This window comes from Streptomyces yaizuensis (assembly GCF_034961445.1).
Taxonomy (GTDB): domain Bacteria; phylum Actinomycetota; class Actinomycetes; order Streptomycetales; family Streptomycetaceae; genus Streptomyces; species Streptomyces yaizuensis.
Genome location: NZ_BSBI01000001.1, coordinates 32,786 through 51,768, shown reverse-complemented (window position 1 = coordinate 51,768; position 18,983 = coordinate 32,786). Strand labels below are relative to the sequence as shown.

General features: G+C 74.9%; 15 protein-coding genes. 8 read left to right on the top strand and 7 right to left on the bottom strand.

Annotated features, from left to right (window positions below):
* Positions 1 to 90: 90 nt before the first annotated feature.
* The 5 genes from SYYSPA8_RS00205 to SYYSPA8_RS00185 form a co-directional block, all read right to left on the bottom strand.
* Complete coding sequence (locus SYYSPA8_RS00205) at positions 91 to 1,149, bottom strand: polyprenyl synthetase family protein (protein ID WP_323444788.1); 1,059 nt, start codon at positions 1,147 to 1,149, stop codon at positions 91 to 93.
* Positions 1,150 to 1,743: 594 nt separating this feature from the next.
* On the bottom strand, positions 1,744 to 2,025 hold the full coding sequence (locus tag SYYSPA8_RS00200; protein WP_323444787.1) for a hypothetical protein: 282 nt from the start codon (positions 2,023 to 2,025) through the stop codon (positions 1,744 to 1,746).
* A gap of 8 nt (positions 2,026 to 2,033) precedes the next feature.
* The gene (locus SYYSPA8_RS00195; protein WP_323444786.1) at positions 2,034 to 2,711 is read right to left on the bottom strand and encodes a TNT domain-containing protein; all 678 of its coding nucleotides are present in this window, start codon (positions 2,709 to 2,711) and stop codon (positions 2,034 to 2,036) included.
* Positions 2,712 to 2,964: 253 nt separating this feature from the next.
* The gene (locus SYYSPA8_RS00190) at positions 2,965 to 3,183 is read right to left on the bottom strand and encodes a hypothetical protein (protein WP_323444785.1); all 219 of its coding nucleotides are present in this window, start codon (positions 3,181 to 3,183) and stop codon (positions 2,965 to 2,967) included.
* A 266-nt stretch (positions 3,184 to 3,449) separates the two neighbouring features.
* On the bottom strand, positions 3,450 to 6,278 hold the full coding sequence (locus SYYSPA8_RS00185) for a hypothetical protein (RefSeq protein WP_407705877.1): 2,829 nt from the start codon (positions 6,276 to 6,278) through the stop codon (positions 3,450 to 3,452).
* A 380-nt stretch (positions 6,279 to 6,658) separates the two neighbouring features.
* On the opposite strand from SYYSPA8_RS00185, the gene SYYSPA8_RS00180 reads away from it, so the two are divergent.
* Positions 6,659 to 7,702, top strand: a complete 1,044-nt coding sequence (locus tag SYYSPA8_RS00180) for a Rossmann-fold NAD(P)-binding domain-containing protein (protein WP_323444784.1) — start codon at positions 6,659 to 6,661, stop codon at positions 7,700 to 7,702.
* Positions 7,703 to 7,805: 103 nt separating this feature from the next.
* Positions 7,806 to 8,930, top strand: coding sequence for a saccharopine dehydrogenase C-terminal domain-containing protein (locus SYYSPA8_RS00175; protein WP_323445486.1), 1,125 nt, complete (start codon positions 7,806 to 7,808; stop codon positions 8,928 to 8,930).
* A 31-nt stretch (positions 8,931 to 8,961) separates the two neighbouring features.
* Here SYYSPA8_RS00175 and SYYSPA8_RS00170 read toward each other — a convergent pair whose 3' ends face one another.
* The gene (locus SYYSPA8_RS00170) at positions 8,962 to 9,321 is read right to left on the bottom strand and encodes a hypothetical protein (RefSeq protein WP_323444783.1); all 360 of its coding nucleotides are present in this window, start codon (positions 9,319 to 9,321) and stop codon (positions 8,962 to 8,964) included.
* A gap of 103 nt (positions 9,322 to 9,424) precedes the next feature.
* A complete protein-coding gene (locus SYYSPA8_RS00165) occupies positions 9,425 to 10,624 on the bottom strand; it encodes a hypothetical protein (RefSeq protein ID WP_323444782.1) in 1,200 nt (399 codons plus the stop codon).
* Between the two features lie 294 nt (positions 10,625 to 10,918).
* Between SYYSPA8_RS00165 and SYYSPA8_RS00160 the strand changes: the two genes are divergently transcribed.
* The 6 genes from SYYSPA8_RS00160 to SYYSPA8_RS00135 all read left to right on the top strand — a co-directional run bounded on the left by SYYSPA8_RS00160 (position 10,919) and on the right by SYYSPA8_RS00135 (position 18,948).
* On the top strand, positions 10,919 to 11,404 hold the full coding sequence (locus SYYSPA8_RS00160; protein WP_323444781.1) for a histidine kinase: 486 nt from the start codon (positions 10,919 to 10,921) through the stop codon (positions 11,402 to 11,404).
* A gap of 144 nt (positions 11,405 to 11,548) precedes the next feature.
* The gene (locus tag SYYSPA8_RS00155; protein ID WP_323444780.1) at positions 11,549 to 12,097 is read left to right on the top strand and encodes an SRPBCC family protein; all 549 of its coding nucleotides are present in this window, start codon (positions 11,549 to 11,551) and stop codon (positions 12,095 to 12,097) included.
* Positions 12,098 to 12,363: 266 nt separating this feature from the next.
* Entirely contained in the window at positions 12,364 to 13,938 is a 1,575-nt protein-coding gene (locus SYYSPA8_RS00150) for a class I adenylate-forming enzyme family protein (RefSeq protein WP_323444779.1), read from the top strand.
* Complete coding sequence (locus SYYSPA8_RS00145; protein ID WP_323444778.1) at positions 13,935 to 15,926, top strand: FAD/NAD(P)-binding protein; 1,992 nt, start codon at positions 13,935 to 13,937, stop codon at positions 15,924 to 15,926. The genes SYYSPA8_RS00150 and SYYSPA8_RS00145 overlap by 4 nt, the downstream gene beginning before the upstream one ends.
* A complete protein-coding gene (pcaB, locus tag SYYSPA8_RS00140) occupies positions 15,923 to 17,338 on the top strand; it encodes a 3-carboxy-cis,cis-muconate cycloisomerase (RefSeq protein WP_323444777.1) in 1,416 nt (471 codons plus the stop codon). Before SYYSPA8_RS00145 ends, pcaB begins: the two co-directional genes overlap by 4 nt.
* A gap of 50 nt (positions 17,339 to 17,388) precedes the next feature.
* Entirely contained in the window at positions 17,389 to 18,948 is a 1,560-nt protein-coding gene (locus SYYSPA8_RS00135; protein ID WP_323444776.1) for a class I adenylate-forming enzyme family protein, read from the top strand.
* The last annotated feature ends 35 nt before the right edge of the window (positions 18,949 to 18,983 follow it).

Below are 18,983 nucleotides of genomic sequence, written 5' to 3'. Positions count from 1 at the left end.
GGATCCGGCGGGCGCGGTGCCTGCCGGTCCGGGTACGGGGTTTCGGCGCTGCGACCCGAGGGCGCAGGCGCGGGCGCGGGCGCGGGCGGGTCACTGGAACGGGCCGGGTCCGGCGGGTGCCGGGACCAGTGCCAGCAGGCGCCGCCGGTGGGCGTTGTCGGGCAGCGCGGTCAGCGCGCCCGCCGCGCGGATGGCGTGCCGCCGGCCGAGACCGGCCGCCGCGAGATGGCCGCCGGTCTCGACGACCAGGGCGTGGATCGCGCGGGCCGGGCCGGGGCCGGGGGCGGCGGCGAGCGCCCCGTCCAGGGCGAGCCGCTGGGCGGGGTCGGCGAGATCGTGCGCGAGCAGCACCGGCAGGGTGCGCGCGATCCGGTGGTCGCCGGGGTCCTGCGCCCTGTGCCCGTTCCCGTCCCCGTGCGGGGAGAGGGTGAAGGGCCTGAGCACGTACTGGATCCGCAGCGCCATCCCGAGGTGTTCGCCGTAGACGGCGAGCGCGGCGGCCCCTTCGGCCGGTGCTCCGGCGAGGGTCGCGCCGATACGGCACGCGGCGGCGAACGGGGCCGCCGTGATCAGCCGTGCCGCGTCCAGCCAGCCCGCGGCGTCCGGTGGTCCGGTGCGGCCCCGTTCGCCGGCCGTTCCCGCCCGGACCGCGCGCGCGGCGGCGGCGTGGATCCGGCAGGCGAGGATGATCCGGTCCTCCGGCACTCCGCGCGCGGCGCACTCGGACAGCGCCTCGAACCAGGTGTGGAAGGGGGTGGTGGCCAGGACGACCGCGGTGGCGGAACCCAGCCGGTCGTGGATGGCGGTCCGGGGGCCGGGGGCCCCGGGGACGGCCCGGTCCGCCCGGTCGCCGTCGGCCGAGGGGTGCCGGGCGCCGCCGGAGTGGACGTACTCCAGTCCCACGGCGGCGGGCAGCACCCGGGCGAGCGAGCCACCGGTCGCGAGGGCGCTGCGGACGAGGAGCAGCGGGCGCAGGAGTCCGTCCGGGCCGGCGGGGGCGGCAGGGGCCCCGCCGGCGAGCGTGCGCCCGGCGCCCGCGGGCAGCCGCCGGTCCAGCTCACGGATGATCAGGTCGGCGAGCCGGGCGTCCGGCGCCGCCGGCGCTCCGCCCCCCGGGGGTAAGAGGGGGTCGGGCTGGGCGCTGGCCATGGTGGTCTCCTGAAGATCGGTGGGGAACGGGGACAGGGGGCCGCGCCGCACCCGCGCCGGCGGGGGAGAACCGTGCCGCGCCGCCGGGGCCCGGGGCTGGTGCGCCACGGCCGGGGGGACCGGGGCCCGCGTCCGGGCGAGGGCCCGTGGCGCGGATACCGGAGGTGGTCCGGTGGCCGCTCCCGCTGTCGATTCCGCTGCCGTTCCGGTGTCCGCTGCCGCCGTCGTCCCGGTCCGGGCCGTCGGTCCCGCTGCCGTGCCCGTCTCCGTTCCCGTTCCGGTACGCGTTCGCGTTGCCGTGCCCGTTCGCGTCCCCGGACATCCGGCTGCCTCCGCAGACCTCGTCGGACAGAGACCGGCGCGGATGCCGCGGTCCGCGCCGGCGGGCCGGGAACGCCCGGTCACGAGGATCCGGAAATCCCGTCCCACAGTGAGCACGTCTCCTCCCCCGGCATTGTTCACAGCGGGCCGGGAATGGTTCGGCGCCGTCCCCCGGCCCACCCGGCAAGTGGCCGGATCCGGACGGTCACGGCCCGCCGTTGTGCTGGTGCCCGGCGGGCCGCTCGCGTCGGCGGACGGCTTCGGCCAGCGGTTTCACGGCGACGGCAGCAGGAGCCGCAGCAGATGGGCGCAGGCATCCGCCTCGCGCGCATGCCGGGCAATGACCTGATGGGTGCCCCGCTCGTATGCCCCGGTCTCCCACTCCCCCTCCGGGTTCGTCCGCAGGAAGAGGAAGTCGGGAGGGGTGGGGGCGGGCTCGTGGACCCCTTCGACCCGGTAGTACCCGTCGGGGACTCCCGCCGTACGCAGCGCCGCCCTCAGCGCGTACCGGTCGGACACGGCGTCCGGGCCGGGGGCGGCGTGCGGGCCGGGCACCGCGGGCGTCAGAGCGCCACCCGGGTCAGATAGCCGTTGTCGATGAGCCACTTGACGTTGAGCCGCTGGCCCTGGCCCGGGTCGAGGAAGACCGGGTCCAGCTTGATCTGCTGCCCGCCGCCGGGCTGCTCGAACCAGGGGGCGATGCTGCCCTGCCAGACCCAGAACGGCTTCTTCACCCGGTAGACGCGGTAGTCGCAGGGGACGGCCGCCTCCCGGGTGTTGAGGTTCTGCGGCGGCAGCGCGCGCTCGGCGTACGCGTCACCGGCGGGCGCCAGGTAGCTGCCGAACTCCGAGCCGAAGCGGTCCAGCCGCTGCCCGGTCCGCAGCTTGCCGGGCTCCTTGTCCAGCTGCCCGTTCACCTCGGCGAAGCCGTCGTTCGGCGGGTACTTCCAGCTGCCGGTGTCGGCGGGGCCCTCCCAGTACTTCTTCAGGAACGCGGACGGGGACAGCGCGCCGGTGCGCTGGTAGCCCTTCAGCAGGGGGCCCACCGGGGCGAGCCTCTTGTTCGGCAGCCACTGGGGGCCGAGCCGGGCGTCGTTCCGGAACTTCCCGGTGCACTGCTTGCTCTGGGGAGCGGCGGCCGACGGCTTCTCCACGGACGCCGGGGCGGCGTGCGCGGCGGGTGCCGTGAGCAGGCCGGCGGTGACTCCGAGGGCGGCGAGCGCGGTACGTATTCGATTCAAGGGGGGATTCCTCGCACTGATGATCGATCAGAAGGCAGCCGGAGACTACCCCTTCCTGCGGGAGGCCGGGGCCCCGCAGATCATTTCCCGCCCTTCTGCCTCGTCGTTCCACGCCTCCTGACGGGGAGCGACGAGGTTGCCGCAGGCCCGGACGGTGGCCGGAACGGGTGCGGAGGGGTGCGGAAGGGCTCAGGGGCGGTGAAAGGGTGAGGGGCTCGTCCACGGGGGATGTTCGACAAGCCCCTCACCCGGTCTAGGGCCTCGCCGTCCGTGCGGCCCGCAGGACCCCGGCCCACCAGGCGAGCTGGTCGGGCGTCGAGGTGGCCGCGGCGAGGATGGGCCCGGGCTCCCTGAGCCGGCCGTCCGCGTCGAACCGTTCCCGGCGGTGCGGAAGGCGGACGGAGTGGTGGACGGAGTGACGGACGGAGTGACGGACGGTGGCGGTGGCCACCCGCAGCTGACGCCCGGACATCCCTGCCCCCTTTCGCCCTCGGACCGTTTCGACACTCCTCACCATGCCCGGTGGCGGTCCTGTTCCTCTCTCGCCGGCCTCTCGACGGCCTCTCGACGCCGGTGGCGGCACTCTCGGTCCTCTCGCCGACTCCCCCGGCGCATCCGCGCCCTGCCGAGCCGCCCGCTGCGGGACACCGCTCACGAAAGGGGGTGCCACCGGTCCGCTGTGGACCGGTGGCACCCCCTTCCTCGCGTGCTACGGCGCGGGATCGGCCGGTACGGGTGTCAGGAGCCGTCCCGCACGGTGCCGGTGAACTCGGGCCCGCCGACGGGCTCGCCGTTCTCGTCGTACGTCAGCAGGCGCAGCCGCAGCGACTCCTCCGGCTCGGCGACCGCGTCGGTCACGGTGGGCACGGAGACCAGGGCCTCGCGCGCTCCCACCGGGAAGTCGGCCCACAGCCGGGGGCCGTCGTGCACCGAGGAGAACGGGCGCTCGGGGGCCGGTGACACCCCGAAGTACAGGTCCAGCCAGCCCGGGGAGACATCGAGCGTGGACAGCTCGGGCGCCCCGCCCGGCGGTTCGACGGCCAGGTCGGCCGAGAGGTGCGCGTCCGCCGGGGCGGACATCGACACCTTCCACACCAGTTCCCCGCCCTCGGTGACCCGGTCGGCGACGGGCGTCACCGTGAAGGTGGGCAGGGGGTCGTCGTTCTCGACGGTCACCCCGCCGCTGTACGCGCCGGTCACCGCGCCGCGCACGCCCTTGACGAACACGTGGTGGCCCTGGTCGTACCCGTAGCGGGTGTCGCCCTTCACCGTGATGCTCACCTCGGGGGCACGGCCCGCGCGGACCGTCACCACCTTGGAGGTGACGCGTTCGGTCACGGGGTCGGTGACGAAGACCCGGACCTGGCCGCTGCCCTGGCCCAGGACCCGGGCGGGGAGGCGGTAGGTGCGGCTGCCGAAGTCGCCTTCCTTGACCGTGATCCGGCCCAGGTCGACGCGGGGCAGGGCGGCGGGCCGGGCGGCGGGGGTGCCGGGGCGCCAGCCCCAGGCGTCCATCAGCCAGGCGCTGCCGGAGGCCGTCCGGGGGACCAGCTCCAGGGACGTGAGCTTCTTCGGGTCCACTCCGGCGCGGACGGCGGCCGAGAGCGGCACCCGGACCTCCCGCGCCCAGTGGGCGGTGGTCCGGTCGGTCCCGGGCAGTCCGTCGACGCGGACCCGGCCGAGGACGGCCCGGCGGCCCGAGCTGTCGGCGACGGCCACGTCGAGAAGGGTGCCGGTGGTGTTGGGCGGCACGATCACCCGCAGCGCCAGGGCCTTGGCGCCCGCCACGGAGACCGGGCGGGCGGGCGTCATCCGGGTCGCGGCGCCCGGCTTCCTCCAGCGCAGCGCCACCGCGTGGCGGCCCGGTTCGTTCGGGCCGACCCAGGGGGTGAAGTGCGGGGACGCGCCGACGGTGCCCTGGGGCAGACAGGCGGCGGCCCGGTCGGCCGAGACCTGGGCGCAGAGCCTGCCGCCGGTCACCTTCGGGGCGGCGTCGGGGAGGACGAAGGGGGTGCGGTGGCCGCCGACGGCGTGGCTGAGCACCCGCGCGGGGCCTGCCGACGGGGCACGCCGTCCGGTGCCGTCGAGCAGCGGCCGCACCCGGTCGTCACCGGCGACGAAGAGCCGGGTCGCGGCGGCGATGTAGGTGGAGCCTGCGGTCTGCTGCTGCTTCGCGGTGAGCCGGGTCCGGGTGCCGGGCGCGCACACCCGGTCCCGGGGGTCGCCCGCGTAGAAGTCGTCCTGGGCCGGCGCCTGGGCCTGGCCCGGCGTCCACTCGGTGTTGAAGAAGTTGTGGTTGGCGCCGACCATGTAGACCGTGCTGTGCAGGGCAGCGCCCCGGCCCACGCCCCGGGTGTCGTCGGCGAAGAACTGGCCCTGGAGGTCCTGGACATCGCCGTCGCAGCCCGGCAGGACGGTCATCGAGGGCACGTCGGGGACCGGGTTGCGGCCGAAGAGGGTGGGGCCGATCAGCACGGTGCCCCGGATGTTCCAGCGCACCGGGCCCCGATGGCCGTCCTGGTCGGCCGGGGGCCGCGTGAGGCTGTCGAGTGCGGCGCGGTTGACGCCCTCGCCGCCCCGGGAGTGGCCCACGAGCAGCGTCCGGCCCGGATCGGCCGGGGAGACGGCACGTACCGCCGGGGGTGCCTTCTTGCGGTCGGCGGCCCACGCGGCCCAGCGGGCGAGATGCTGCCGTACGAGGGAGGAGCGGGCCTGGGCGCCGCCGTCCTCGGCCGCGTCGTCCTGGGCGTTGATGCCGTTGGCGGCGACGGAGACCGTCACATACCCCTGGGAGGCGAGGAGTCGCTGGTCGTGCCGGTAGCCCTGGTGGCTGGGCACGGGCTTGGTGCCGGCCGGGCAGGGCCAGGCCAGGTCCTCGCCGCCCTGGTCGCTGTAGCAGGTGTAGTGGCGGCCGTGCAGGAAGAGCACGAGGGGCCGGGTGCCGGTGGCGTTCCTCGGTCCCACGACGGTGCCGAGCATCTCGACCGGCTCGGGGAAGCCGGGCAGCTTCACCGGCGGCAGCCGGTACTCGCCGGTGACGGTGCGGTAGGGGCCCGGCTTCCCGGGGTCGACCCCGTTGACGGGGTCGGCGGCGGCCAGGGACGCGGCGGGCGGGAGCGGAGCCGGTGACCGCCGGCCGGCGGGGCCCCGCTCCCCTGCCGCGTCCAGGCGCCGGCCGGCGGCCACGGCCCGCAGGTCGCTGCCGTCCCCGATCCGGGCGCCGTCCAGCCGGAGCCGGAAGGTGCGCTGGTCGTCGTCGGCGAGGGGGCGGCCGATGAGCCGGTCCCCGGAGTGGAACTCCACCCGGGCGCCGCCGACCGGGACGGGCCGGGGGGCGACCCAGACCAGTTCGCGGTCCGTGCCGCTGCCGGCGGTCCGCCAGCCCTGGGGCAGCGCGCCGCCGGGATCCACCGGCGGCGCGTCGGCTATCCCGCCGGGCAGTGTGCCGGACATACGGTCCGCAGCCGAGGGCGGGGCTCCGGGCGCGGCCTGCGCCCATCCCGGCGCCACCGCCGTCAGCGCGAGTGCCGCCAGCGTGGCGGTCACCATGCGCGGGACACGGGTCACGTGGTTCTCCTGTCGTTCGGTCGGCACCCCGTTGGGGGTGGGATGCCGATCCCCAGTCCTCCAGGACGGCGGCGGGACCCCGGAGGTTGCCTCTCCGGTGATCACGAAACGTGCGGGCCCGGAGCCCGGCGCGTAAGGGAACGGGAGGGAACGGACGGCAGGGAACGCGGCCGGGGGCGGCGCGGCGCCGGGCACGGACAGCGGCGGAAGGGGCGGTGCGGAACCGCTCGTTCGGCCCGGTGGCCCGGCGGCGGGTCCCGATCCGCTCGGGCGCGGCACCGGGTCCGGCGGGGCCTGCGCCCCTACGCTGGACGCGTTCGCGGCGTCGGCCCGGCACGGCCCCGCCTGCACACCGCATCCGCAGGGAGAGGTTGGCGAACATGCGGAACAGCACGGGGTTCTGGCTGCGCGGCGAGGCATCGGAGAACGAACGGCGCACCCCTCTCGTACCCGCCGACGCGGCCCGCCTGATCGCCGGGGGCGTCCCGGTCACCGTCGAGGAGTCCGCGCACCGCGCCTTCCCCGCCGCCGCGTACGCGGCGGCGGGCGCCCGGGTGGTCCCCGGCGGCACCTGGCCGGACGCGCCGCCCGCCGCCGTGGTCCTCGGGCTGAAGGAACCGTCCTCCGCTTCGGTGCCGCTGAGCCACCGTCATGTCTTCTTCGGCCACGCCTACAAGGGGCAGGGCGGCGGTCCCGCGCTGCTGCGCCGTTTCGCCGAGGGCGGCGGCGTCCTGCTCGACCTGGAGTATCTGACCGACGAGCACGGCCGGCGGGTGGTGGCCTTCGGGCACTGGGCGGGGTACGTGGGTGCCGCGCTCGCCGTACTGCACCGGCGCGGCCTGCTCGCCGCCCCGCTCCGCCCGGGCACCCGCGAGGAGCTGGACGAGCGGCTGCGCGGGGCGCGGGACGACGCCAGGGCGCTGGTCGTCGGCGCGCTCGGCAGGTCGGGCCGGGGGGCGTGCGAGGCGCTGGCCGTGGCCGGGGTGCGCACCACCGCGTGGGACGTGGCCGAGACCCGGGACCTGGACCGGGCCGCGCTGCTCGGCCACGACCTCCTCGTCAACACGGTCTTCACCACCGAACCGGGCCCGGCGTTCCTCGGCCCGGACGATGTGGCGCGCGCGGACCGCCGGCTGGCGGTGGTCTCCGACGTCACCTGCGATGTGACGTCGGCCTGCCACCGGCTGCCCGTGTACGACCGGGTCACCGACTGGGCGGCGCCGGTGCGGCGGCTGTGGTCCGCTCCCCCGCTGGACGTGATCGCCATCGACAACCTGCCCTCGCTGCTGCCCCGGGAGTCGAGTACGGCGTTCTCCCGGGGCCTGCTGCCGCATCTGGCGGTCCTGCCGCGCGGGGGCGGCGTCTGGAGCCGCTGCGAGGAGCACTTCCACAACGCCCGGCGAGGGCCGGCGAGCGAGAGATGAGGAAGAACCCGTGAAAGAACAGAAAGAGCAGAAAGAGCAACAAGAGCAGCAGGACCGGGGAGAGCGGGGAGAGCGGCGGGAACCGACGGCTCCGAGCGGGCGGGTGCACTGGATAGGCACCGGCATGTCCACCGGGAGCGGCCTGGCCCTCCTCTGCGAGGGCACGTCCGTGGTCCTGTGGGGCCGCACCGTCGCGAAGGCCGAAGCCTGTCTGGCGCGGCTCGGGCTCACGGGCCGGGCCGCGGCCGGGGCGTACACCCCCGGGGCGCTCGCCGCCGAACTCGCCCCCGGTGACATCGTGGTGTCGATGCTCCCGGCGACCGAGCACCCGCCCCTGATCGACCTGGCCCTGGCGCACCGGGCGCACTTCGCGTGTTCCAGCTATGCCGGCCCGGCGATCGAGGCACGGGCCGGCGCCGCACGGCGCCGGGGCTCGGTCCTCCTCACCGAGCTGGGTCTCGACCCGGGCATCGACCACCTGCTCGCCCACGAACTGGTCCGCAAGGCCCGGCAGGTGACCGGTGAGCGGCCGGCGACGGCGCACTTCACCTCGTACTGCGGCAGCAACCCGGCGGTACCGAACGCCTTCCGGTACCGGTTCAGCTGGGCGCCGCGCGGGGTGCTCACCGCGCTGCTGACACCCGCCCGGCTGATCGAGGACGGCGCGGAGCGGGCGGTCGCCCGCCCGTGGGAGGCCGTCACCACGCAGGTCGTCGGCGGTGAGACCGTCGAGGTCTACCCCAACCGGGACAGCGTGCCCTTCGTCCTGGCCTACGGCTTTCCCGCGACCTGGCACCTCGGGACCTTCGTCCGGGGCACCCTGCGCCTGGCCGGCTGGAGCGAGGCATGGCGGCCGGTCCTGGACGAACTCCCGGGCGCCACGGACGCGCGTCTGACGGAACTCGCGGACGAACTGGCCGCCCGGTACCCCACCACGGCCGCCGACCACGACCGCGTGGTGATGTCGGTCAAGCTGCGGGTGCACACCGGGGCGGGGGAATCCTGGTGGGGCGAGTATGTGCTCGACATGACGGGCGACGCGCGGGAGAGCGCCACTGCCCGGCTGGTCTCCACCCCGCTGGCCTGCGGTGTCCTCGACATCGCCACCGGGCGGACGCCACCGGGCCCGCACCGGGCCACCGATGACCCCCGGACGGTCGCGCGCTGGCTGGATTTCCTGCGCGTCCAGTCGATCACGGCGTCCTACGCGGAGGGCGCGGGCACCTGAGCGGGCCGCGCGGACCCGGGCGGCGGCCCGGTCAGTCGCCGGGCCCAAAGGGATCGGTCCCCAAAGGGTCGGTCCCGTCCTCGTCGAGGCCGAAGCCCTCGGGGAATCCCGCCAGGAAGTCCCGCCGCCCGGGATCGCTCTCGCCCTCCGCCATCGCGCGCAGCAGTTCCCGCAGCTCCTGCCGCTGCTCCTCGGAGAGCAGGTCCACGACGTGGGCCATGCCCTCCAGGATGCGGACGGCGTCGTCCAGGGCCACTTGCCCGTCGTCGCAGGCGTCGACGTACCGCAGGATGTCGATCAGCGCGTCGGCCAGGGCGTGGGTCAGCGAGGAGTACGCCGCAGGTTCCCGGGCAGGGTCCGGCGACAGGGTGGGGGTGGTTGGCTGCGGCACGGCGGAACTCCTGGAGAAAGGGGGTGGAATCCTATGATTCCATCACGGGCCACTGACAGCGCTCACCGGGCGCGGTCCGGGACCGCGCCCCCCGCTCAGCCGCTCAGCGGCGAGCGGTCAGGACCACCGCGGGCCTCGCCGCGCCGGCGTCGAGCACGCCGGAGACATCGAGGGTGTCGTCGTACGCGGAGAGGCTGAGCGCGGTCAGCCGCGCGCCTCCGACGGCGGTGGGCAGGTCCATGGACTTCCAGGTGTTCCCGGCCAGCCGGAGTACCGACGGAACGCGTTCATTCGATTTGACGAGGACCACGGGGGCGCCCTCGCTGAGGGTCACCGACGTCAGGGCGCCGGTGCCCTCCGGCAGGGCCGTCCGCGTCCACTGCGTCCCGTCGTACCGCAGGGCGAGGCCGGTCGACGGGCCGCCGCGGGCGGCGATCTCCCCGACCGCCCACACCGTGCCGTCGGGCGCGGCGGCCACCCCGTTCAGCCGGGCCCGCTCGCCGATGGCGGGAAGGTCGGTCCTCTTCCAGGCGGAGCCGTCATAGTGCAGCGCCACGGGCACCGCCTTCTCGCGGCTGAACGTACCGCCGACGGCCCAGACATCCCGGCTGTTCCGCGCGGAGACCTCCGCCAGTGTCCAGCCGCCGCCCGGTCCCTCGTCCACGTCGGGGAGGTCGGACCGGGTCCACTGCTGGCCGTCCCAGTGCTGGATCTGCCCCACGCTGCGGGAGCCGTCCGGCGACGGCACCTGGTCCCAGCCCACCGCCCAGCCGTCGCGCGGGGACAGGGACTCCACGGACAGGAACCCGGCGCCCCACGAGCCCGGGGAGACGGGGGCGATGGCGGTCCGCCACTTCGTGCCGTCCCAGCGCTGGGTGACGATGCCTTGGGCGGCCTCGGAGTGGTCGCCGACGGCCAGCGCGTTTCTCCGGGACGAGGCGTCGACGTCGTTGAAGCGGGTGTCGTACTCGGGTACGGGCGCGGTCGCCAGCTCCTTCCAGCCGGGTCCTGTGCGGTCGTCCCGCTCCCAGATCACCGGCTGGAAGCGGAGACCGCCGCTCTGGTGGAGGAAGCGCATGCCCGCCACCCAGGTGGTGTGGGCGTCGACGCGGGTGGTGGTGATGGCCGTCGCGTCGTCCGCGGCCACCTGCGAGGCGGTCCAGACCGGGCCGCGGGCGCCCGGGGGCGGGGACGCGGAGCCGGGGGCGGCGAACGCCGGGGTGGTGGTCGCCGCCACCGCCATGGCGGCGCAGGCGACGAGCACGGCACGGGGGGTGCGGCGGGTGGCGCTGGTGTTCCTCATGGTCGGCCTTCCGGGTCGGTCGGTTCCTGGACGAGGCGGTCCGGGCCCGGACGGGGGCGTCCGGTGCGCGCACGGGGTCCGCGCTGCCCGTTGCCCCAAGGAGCGTTCATGACCGGACGACGGTTCCTGATCACGTGATCAGGGGCTGCGGCGGGCGGCCACCGGGCGGGCGGGGCCGCCCGCCGCGCCGACGGGTCCGGCAATACCGCCGCCACCGCCCGTACCGGTCTACGGTCTGTCCGGCGGATCTTGCCGGGCTCGCGTGCCGGGGCGTACGAAGGAGGTTCACGGAACGTGTCCGTCCACCGGGTGGTCACCCTGCCCTTCAGCGACCACGGCCCGAGCCGGGCCGCCTTCACCGAGGCCGTCGGCCTTCCCGGGCTGCGCCAGGCCGCCGTCATCGAACGCGCGGCCGACGGCACGGTCGACGTACCCGAGAACCAGGCCGTCGGCGTCGGTGCGGCGACCGTGGGCGCGGCCGCCACCGGCGGTCTGATCGGCCTGCTCGCCGGACCGCTCGGCACCCTGACGGGAACCACCGCCGGGGCCCTGCTGGGCGACGCCCTGGCGGCCCGGCGCGACCAGGAGAGCACGGCAGCCCTCATCGTCCTGAGCGCCGATGTCGCCGACGGCGGCGCCCTCCTCGTCCTCGACATCACCGAGGACTCCGACGGGCCGGTCGACGAGCTGGCCGCCCGTCATGGCACCACCGCGCACCGGGAGCAGGCGGCCTCCTTCACCGCCCGGGTCCGCAAGGCGTGGAAGTCGGCGGGCTCCTGACCCGGCCCGGCCCCGGGGGTGCGGCGGCAGCCGGAGCGCCGGACGGGCCGCACGGCCCGGTGGAGTTGACACGAAAACGTCGAGTTGACGGAAGAGCGGGCCCCGTCTTGACCCCCGCCGGGGCCCGGCTGCGACGATTCCCTTATGGGCGAAGCCAGCACTGAGAAGCAGCCGATATTCTCCGCCGACGCCGGTATTCACATTTCCGCCGCACCGTTCGACGTCTATGCGGTGATCAGCGATCTGCCGCGCAGCGGCGAATGGAGCCGGGAATGCCGGGGCGGCGCATGGATCACCGGTGAACCGGCCGCCGTGGGGTCCGTGTTCCGGGGGGACAATGTGCGCGCGACGGATGTCGTCGGCTGGGCGCCGGTCGTCCGCGGGGAGTGGACGACCCATGCGGAGGTGGTCGCCGCGGAGCCGGGGCGGACCTTCCGGTGGGCCATGTGCGACTCGGCGGGCCGCCGGCAGCAGAGCGTCTGGGGATTCGACATCGCGCCCGCGAGCAGCGGCGGGGGCAGTCTGCTGATCCATCACTTCCGGATGGACTCGCCCACCGAGGGGATCCGGGTCATCGTCTCGGAGATGGGCCCCGCCGAGAAGGAACGATTCTTCGCCGAGTGGGGCGACAAGATCGCCGACGATCTGTCCGCGACCCTGCGCCGCGTCAAGGACGTCATCGAGAGCGCATGACACCGGGCCGGCACAGGCCTGTGCCCGACGACGGCACGGACACCTCTGCCTGAAAAATGCCCTCCCCCTCTTCACGCTCTGCTTTCCCTTCGCGCTCTTCGTTCCCTTCACTCTCTGCGGGAATTCCCGGTACGGGCCCGTGCGTCCGCGTCCGGGACCCCGGAATTTCCCCATTCACGTCATGGACCGACGGCGCGCAGCCGGGTCCGGGAGGCGGACAGGTGCTTCTTCAACGTATCCGAAACCGGGGAATCCGGCTCGGGAACATGTTCGAACGCGCGGCGGCCCGACACGGCGCGAACGTCCTCGTTCTCGACCACGACCTCGATGTCGCCCCGGAACTGGGCCGCCGGGCGACCGTCGCCGAGGTGGCCGATCTGGTGGACGACCTCGCCTCCCGGCTGTGGGCGGCGGGCGTACGGCCGGGCCGGCGGGTCGTCGTGTACAAGTCCGACGGCTTCGACATCACCCTGCTCGCCTGTGCCGCGGCACGGGCCGGGGCCGTCCCGGTACTGCTCTCGCCGAAGCTGGACGGCGCCACCGTCGCGGAACTGGTGCGCCGTACCGACCGGCCGTTCCTCGTCACCGACCAGGAGAAGCTGGCGAACGAGCTGCCCGCGACGGTCCCCGGCCTCGCCGAGCGGGTGGTGCTCGCCTCGGGGTCCTACCCGGACGCCGTCGAACTGCGCGCGCTCGCCGGGGTGGAGCGCGTCCCGGCGGTCGTGCTGCCGCCCGACCGTCCGACCCTGGTCACCCACACCTCGGGCACCACCGGAACGCCCAAGCTCGCCGTGCACACCGGCTTCAGCCTCCAGTCCCGCTACCGCCCGCAGGCGTCCGTCGTCGGCCCGCTGATCCGGGGCCGGGAGACCGTCGCGATCCATGTCTCCTTCGTCCACTCCCGGCTGATCACCGCGCTCGCGATCGCGCTGTACCGGGGCTTCCCGCTGGTGGTGCTGCGCGACGCGGACCCCAAGAAGGCGGGGGACCTGTTCGCGCGGCTGAAGCCGGGCATCCTGGAGGCCCACCCCAACTCCTTCCTGGAGTGGGAGGAGCTGGCGGACGACCCGCGCGGCCCGCTGTCCAACGTCAAGCTGTTCAGCAGCACCTTCGACGCGATCCATCCGCGTACCGTGCACCGGCTGCTGCGGGCCACCCGGCGCCGCTCACCGGTGTTCGGGCAGTTGTACGGGCAGAGCGAGGTCGGCCCCGCCGTGGTGCGCGGCTTCACCCGGCGCCGGACGCCCGACGACGACGGCCGCTGCGTCGGGATGCCGTTCCCGGGGATGACCGACGTCCGCGTGGTCAGCAGGGACGGCCGTCCGCCGTCCGCGCTGAACCCGGGCCATATCGAGGTGCGCAGCGACGGACGGATCGTCACCTACCTCGGTGAGCAGGATCGTTACGACGCCCAGGTGTCCCCGGACGGCTGGTGGCGCATGGGGGACGTCGGCTATCGCACCCGGTGGGGCTGTGTCCATCTGCTGGACCGGGAGGTCGATGTGATCGAGGGCTTCGGCAGCACGCTCGCCGCCGAGGACACCCTGTTCGGGAAGTTGCCGGGGCTCGCCGAGGTCATCATCGTCCCCGGTCCGGACGGCGCGGCCGTGCCGGTGGTGTGCACCAAGGACGATCTGCCGCTCGACCCGGCGGCCTGGCGGCGGGCCGCCGCGTCGCTGCCGCCGATGGCCGAGCCGGTGCAGTGGCGGCTGGGCGAGCTGCCGCAGACCGCCACCACCAAGATCAAACGCCTGGAACTCGCCCGGTTGCTCCTCGCCGGGGAACGCCCCGGCGCCGTCGACGGGCGGCAGGGTTCTGGCGTGCCGGAGGTGACCCCGTGACCGGGCCGAAGGGGAAGGCCGACCTCGAAGTCTGCGTGGTGGGCGCGGGGCCGCGCGGCCTGTCGGTGCTGGAGCGGCTGTGCGCCAACGAGCGCGCGGAGCCCTCCCGTACCTCCGTCACCGTGCACGTGGTCGATCCGGCCGCGCCCGGCGCCGGCGCGGTGTGGCGCTCCGACCAGTCGCGCCATCTCCTGATGAACACGGTGGCCTCGCAGATCACGGTGTACACCGACGATAGCTCGACGATCGACGGGCCGATCGAGCCGGGGCCGAGCCTGTACGAGTGGGCCCGGGAGATCGCCGGGCCCGGCGCCGCGCCCGGACCGGACCCGGCGACCGTCGCGGAGGCCCGCGCCCTGGGTCCCGACACCTACCCCACCCGCGCGTTCTACGGCCGCTATCTGCACGCGAGCTTCCGCCGGGTGGTGGATGCCGCGCCCGCGCACCTCACCGTGCGGGTGCACCGCTCGCGGGCGGTCGCCATGGCGGACACCCACGGCGTCCCGGGCGGCCCGCAGGGCGTCCGGCTGGAGAACGGCACCCGGCTCGACGCCCTGGACGCCATCGTCCTCGCCCAGGGCCATGTCTCCGCCCGGCTGACCCCGCACGAGGAGCGGACGGCGAGCCTCGCCCGGATCCACCACCTCACCTACATCACCCCGGCCAACCCGGCCGACCTGAACCTGGACGGCATCCCGGCGGGGCACCACGTGTTCCTGCGCGGCCTGGGGCTCAACTTCTTCGACCACATGGCCCTGTTCACGATCGGTCGCGGCGGCTCCTTCGGCCGGGACGGCGACGGACGGCTGGTGTACCGCCCCTCGGGCCGGGAGCCGAGGCTGTTCGCCAGCTCGCGGCGCGGCATCCCGTACCACGCGCGCGGCGAGAACGAGAAGGGCGCGTACGGGCGTTACTTCCCCAGGCTGCTGACCGCCGAGTACATCGCCGGGCTGCGCGGGCGGTCCGCCGGGGGCGAGCCGGTGCGCTTCGGCACCTGCCTGTGGCCGCTGATCGCGCGCGAGGTGGAGAGCGTCTACTACGGGACGCTCCTCGACGCGCGGGGGCGCGGCGCCGAGCGGGAGGACTTCACCCAGCGGTATCTGGCGGCCGGCGACGGCGCGGGCACGGGGGAACTCCTCGACGCGTACCGGATCCCCGCGGAGGACCGCTGGGACTGGGACCGGCTCGTCCGCCCCTACGGGGAGCGGACGTTCACCGGCCGGGACGACTTCCGCGCCTGGCTCCTCGGCTATCTCGCCCGGGATGTCGAGGCGGCCCGTGCGGGCAATCTCAGCGGACCGCTCAAGGCGGCGCTGGACGTCCTGCGCGACCTGCGCAACGAGATCCGTCTCGCCGTCGACCACGGCGGCCTGGCGGGCGATTCGCACCGGGACGACCTGGAGGGCTGGTACACCCCGCTCAACGCCTTCCTGTCGATCGGCCCGCCGGTCTCCCGGATCGAGGAGCTGATCGCCCTGATCGAGGCCGGCACGGTGGAGCTGACCGGCCCGGGTACCGAGATCCGGATCGACACCGACGCGCCCGCGTACGTCCTCACCTCCCGGTCGGTGCCGGGGCCGCCCATCCGGGCCACCGTCCTGATCGAGGCCCGGCTGCCGGAGCCGGACCTGCGCCGGACCACCGATCCGCTGCTGCTGCACCTGCTGAGCACCGAGCAGGCGGCGGTGTACCGGATCCCCGGAGCCGGCGGCGGGTACGAGACCGGCGGCCTGGCCGTCACCGAGCGTCCGTACCGGCTGCTGGACACCCGGGGCCGGGCGCATCCGAGGCGGTACGCGTACGGCGTCCCCACGGAGTCCGTGCACTGGGTCACGGCGGCCGGGATCCGGCCCGGGGTGGACTCGGTGACCCTCGGGGACTCCGACGCCATCGCCCGGTCGGTGCTGGCCCTGCCGCCCGCCACCCAGGTGCCGTCCGGGGTCCGTCCGGGCGCGGCCGAGACCGACCTGACCGGGGTCCTCGTATGAGCCGCGCCGGCCGGCCGGACGACGAACGCGGCATCCTGGCCGACACCGGGCTGCTGTCGCCGGTACGGGCCGGGACACCGGCCGAGGCCGCCGTCTGCGACCGGGCCTGGCTCCAGGCCATGCTGGACGCGGAGGCGGCCCTCGCCCGGGCCCAGGCCGGGCTGGGCACCCTGCCGCAGGCCGCAGCCGACGCCATCGGCCGCGCGGCACGGGCCGGACGGCTGGACGCGCGGGCCCTGGCCCTCGCCTCCCGGGAGACCGCGAACCCGGTGGTCGCCCTGGTCGGGGCGGTCACCCGGCTGGTGGCCGAGGAGGACCCGGCGGCGGCCGAGTACGTGCACCGGGGCTCGACCAGCCAGGACATCCTCGACACCGGGACGATGCTGGTCGCGGCGCGCACCCTGGGAATCGTCCGGGCCGATCTGGCCCGGACCGCACGGGCGCTGGCCGTCCTCGCCGAACGGCACCGGGACACCGTCATCGCCGGGCGGACGCTCGCCCTCCACGCCGTGCCGACGACCTTCGGCCTCAAGGCGGCGGGCTGGCGCCGGCTCGTCCTGGACGCCGAACAGCGGCTCGGACGGATCGCCGAAGGAGGGCTTCCGGTCTCCCTCGGCGGGGCCGCCGGCACCCTCGCCGGATATCTGGAGTACGCCCGCGTCGACGGCGACACCGGCCCCGGCTCCTACGCCGACCGGCTGGTCTCCGCGTTCGCCGCCGAGACCGGGCTCGCCCGCCCGACGCTGCCCTGGCACGCCCTGCGCACCCCCGTCGCCGACCTCGCCGCCGCCCTGGCGTTCACCGCCGGCGCCCTCGGCAAGTTCGCGATCGACGTGCAGTCGCTGACGCGGACCGAGGTCGGCGAGGTCGCCGAACCGGCCGCCGCCGGGCGCGGCGGCTCCTCCGCGATGCCCCACAAACGCAACCCGGTCCTCGCCACCCTGATCCGCAGCGCCGCCCTCCAGGTGCCGGTCCTCGCCACCGGCCTCACCCAGTGCCTGCTGTCCGAGGACGAACGCTCGGCGGGCGCCTGGCACGCCGAATGGCAGCTGCTGCGCGAAGCCCTGCGGCTCACCGGGGGTGCCGCGCACACCGCCGTCGAACTCGCCGAAGGCCTGGAGGTGCGGCCGGAGCGGATGCGGACCAACCTGGCGCTCACCGGCAGCCAGGTCGTCTCGGAACGGATCGCGGCGGTCCTCGCCCCCCGCATCGGCAGGGCCGCCGCCCGGCGGCTGCTCACCGACGCGTCCACCGAGGCCGACCGCACCGGGCGGCCCCTCGGCGACATCCTCGCCGGCCTCCCCGAAGCGGCCGCGCTCCTCGGTACGGGCGAACTGGCCCGGCTCTGCGACCCCGCCGGCTACACCGGGGCGGCCGGCCCCCTCGTCGACCGGGCCCTCAGCCAACCCTGAGCCCGGCCCGCGCCCGTCCGATCCGCCACCGACCGAACAGGAAGAGACGCATGTTCTTGCAACGCGTGGGCAACAAGGGCATCCGGCTGGGCACGGTCTTCGACCGGGCCGCCGCCCGGCACCCGGCGAGCCCCGTCTACCTCGACCACCACCTCGACATCGCCCCCGGCCTCGGCCGCCGGCTGACCCTGACCGAGATCGCCGACCTGATCGACGACCACGCCACCCGGCTGTGGGCCGCCCGGGTCCGGCCGGGCGAACGCGTCGTGATCCACAAGTCCGACAACTTCGACATCTCCCTCCTCGCCTACAGCGTCGCCCGCGCCGGTGCCATCCCCGTCCTGCTCTCGCCCCAGCTGGACGGGGTCACCGTCGCCCGGCTGCTGGAACGCCTGCGCCGGCCGACCCTCCTCACCGACGCGGCCAAACTGGAGAAGGAACTCCCGCCCGAGGTCTTCGACCTGACGGAACGGGTCCTGACGGCCACCGGCGACTTCCCCGGCGCGACCCCGCTCACCGGCCTCTCCGGGATCGAACGCATCGCACCGGTGCCCCGGCCACAGGACCAGCCGGCCCTGATCACCCACACCTCCGGCACCACCGGCCTGCCCAAACTCGCCGTCCAGACCGGGATCACCATCCAGGCCCGCTGCCGCCCTCAGTCGGTGCTGCTCGCCCCCGTCGGCCGGCACGAACCGATCGCCGTGCACGTCTCCTTCGCCCACTCCCGGATGATCAGCGGAGCCGCGCTGTTCGCCCTGCGCGGCCACCCCCTGATCATCCTGCGCGACGACGACCCCGAACAGGTCGCCGAGCTGTTCGCCCGCGTCCCGCCCGGAGTGATCGAGTCCCACCCCAACACCCTCCTGCACTGGGAGGTCCTCGCGGACCACCCGGCGAAGCCGCTGGCCAACGTCCGCTGCTTCAGCAACACCTTCGACGCCATCCACCCCCGTACCGTCGGCACACTCCTCGGCGCCTCCGAACGCCGACTGCCCTTCTTCGCCCAGACCTACGGACAGAGCGAGACCGGCGCCATCGCCGCACGGACCTACACCCGGCACCGCCGGGCCGGCGCCGACGGGCGCTGCGTCGGACGGACCTTCCCCGGCATGACCGAAGTACGGATCGTGAGCCGCGACGGCCGCACACCCACCAAGGACTCACCCGGACACATCGAAGTGCGCAGCGGCGGGCGGATCGTCGACTACTTCGGCGAACACGAGCGCTACGACCGGCAGTTCTCGCGGGACGGCTGGTGGCGGATGGGCGACCTCGGGTACCGCACCCGGTGGGGGTGCCTGCATCTGCTGGACCGCGAGGTCGACGAGATCCCGGGCATCAGCAGCACCCTGGAGCTGGAGGACAAGCTCTTCACCCGGCTGCCCGAACTCCTCGAAGTCATCATCGTGCCCGGCGGGGACGGCGCCCCGGTACCCGTGGTGTGCACCCGCGACGACCGGCCGCTGGACCGCGGACGCTGGGAGAGCGCGGTGGAGGGGCTGCCGGGGCTGGCGGCGCCGGTGCAGAGGCGGTTGGACGAGTTGCCGCACACGGCGACGACGAAGGTGAAGCGGCTGGAACTGGCCCGCGAACTGTCCCAGCCCTGACCTTGCGCTGGCCGACCCGGGTCGATGCGGGCGGG

What these genes read in the sequence shown, in the direction of transcription:
- SYYSPA8_RS00190 (WP_323444785.1), bottom strand. Translation starts at nt 3,183, where the DNA reads ATGTCCGGGCGTCAGCTGCGGGTGGCCACCGCCACCGTCCGTCACTCC.
- SYYSPA8_RS00150 (WP_323444779.1), top strand. Translation starts at nt 12,364, where the DNA reads ATGTTCGAACGCGCGGCGGCCCGACACGGCGCGAACGTCCTCGTTCTC.
- SYYSPA8_RS00205 (WP_323444788.1), bottom strand. Translation starts at nt 1,149, where the DNA reads ATGGCCAGCGCCCAGCCCGACCCCCTCTTACCCCCGGGGGGCGGAGCG.
- SYYSPA8_RS00135 (WP_323444776.1), top strand. Translation starts at nt 17,389, where the DNA reads ATGTTCTTGCAACGCGTGGGCAACAAGGGCATCCGGCTGGGCACGGTC.
- SYYSPA8_RS00155 (WP_323444780.1), top strand. Translation starts at nt 11,549, where the DNA reads ATGGGCGAAGCCAGCACTGAGAAGCAGCCGATATTCTCCGCCGACGCC.
- SYYSPA8_RS00180 (WP_323444784.1), top strand. Translation starts at nt 6,659, where the DNA reads ATGCGGAACAGCACGGGGTTCTGGCTGCGCGGCGAGGCATCGGAGAAC.
- pcaB (WP_323444777.1), top strand. Translation starts at nt 15,923, where the DNA reads ATGAGCCGCGCCGGCCGGCCGGACGACGAACGCGGCATCCTGGCCGAC.
- SYYSPA8_RS00165 (WP_323444782.1), bottom strand. Translation starts at nt 10,624, where the DNA reads ATGAGGAACACCAGCGCCACCCGCCGCACCCCCCGTGCCGTGCTCGTC.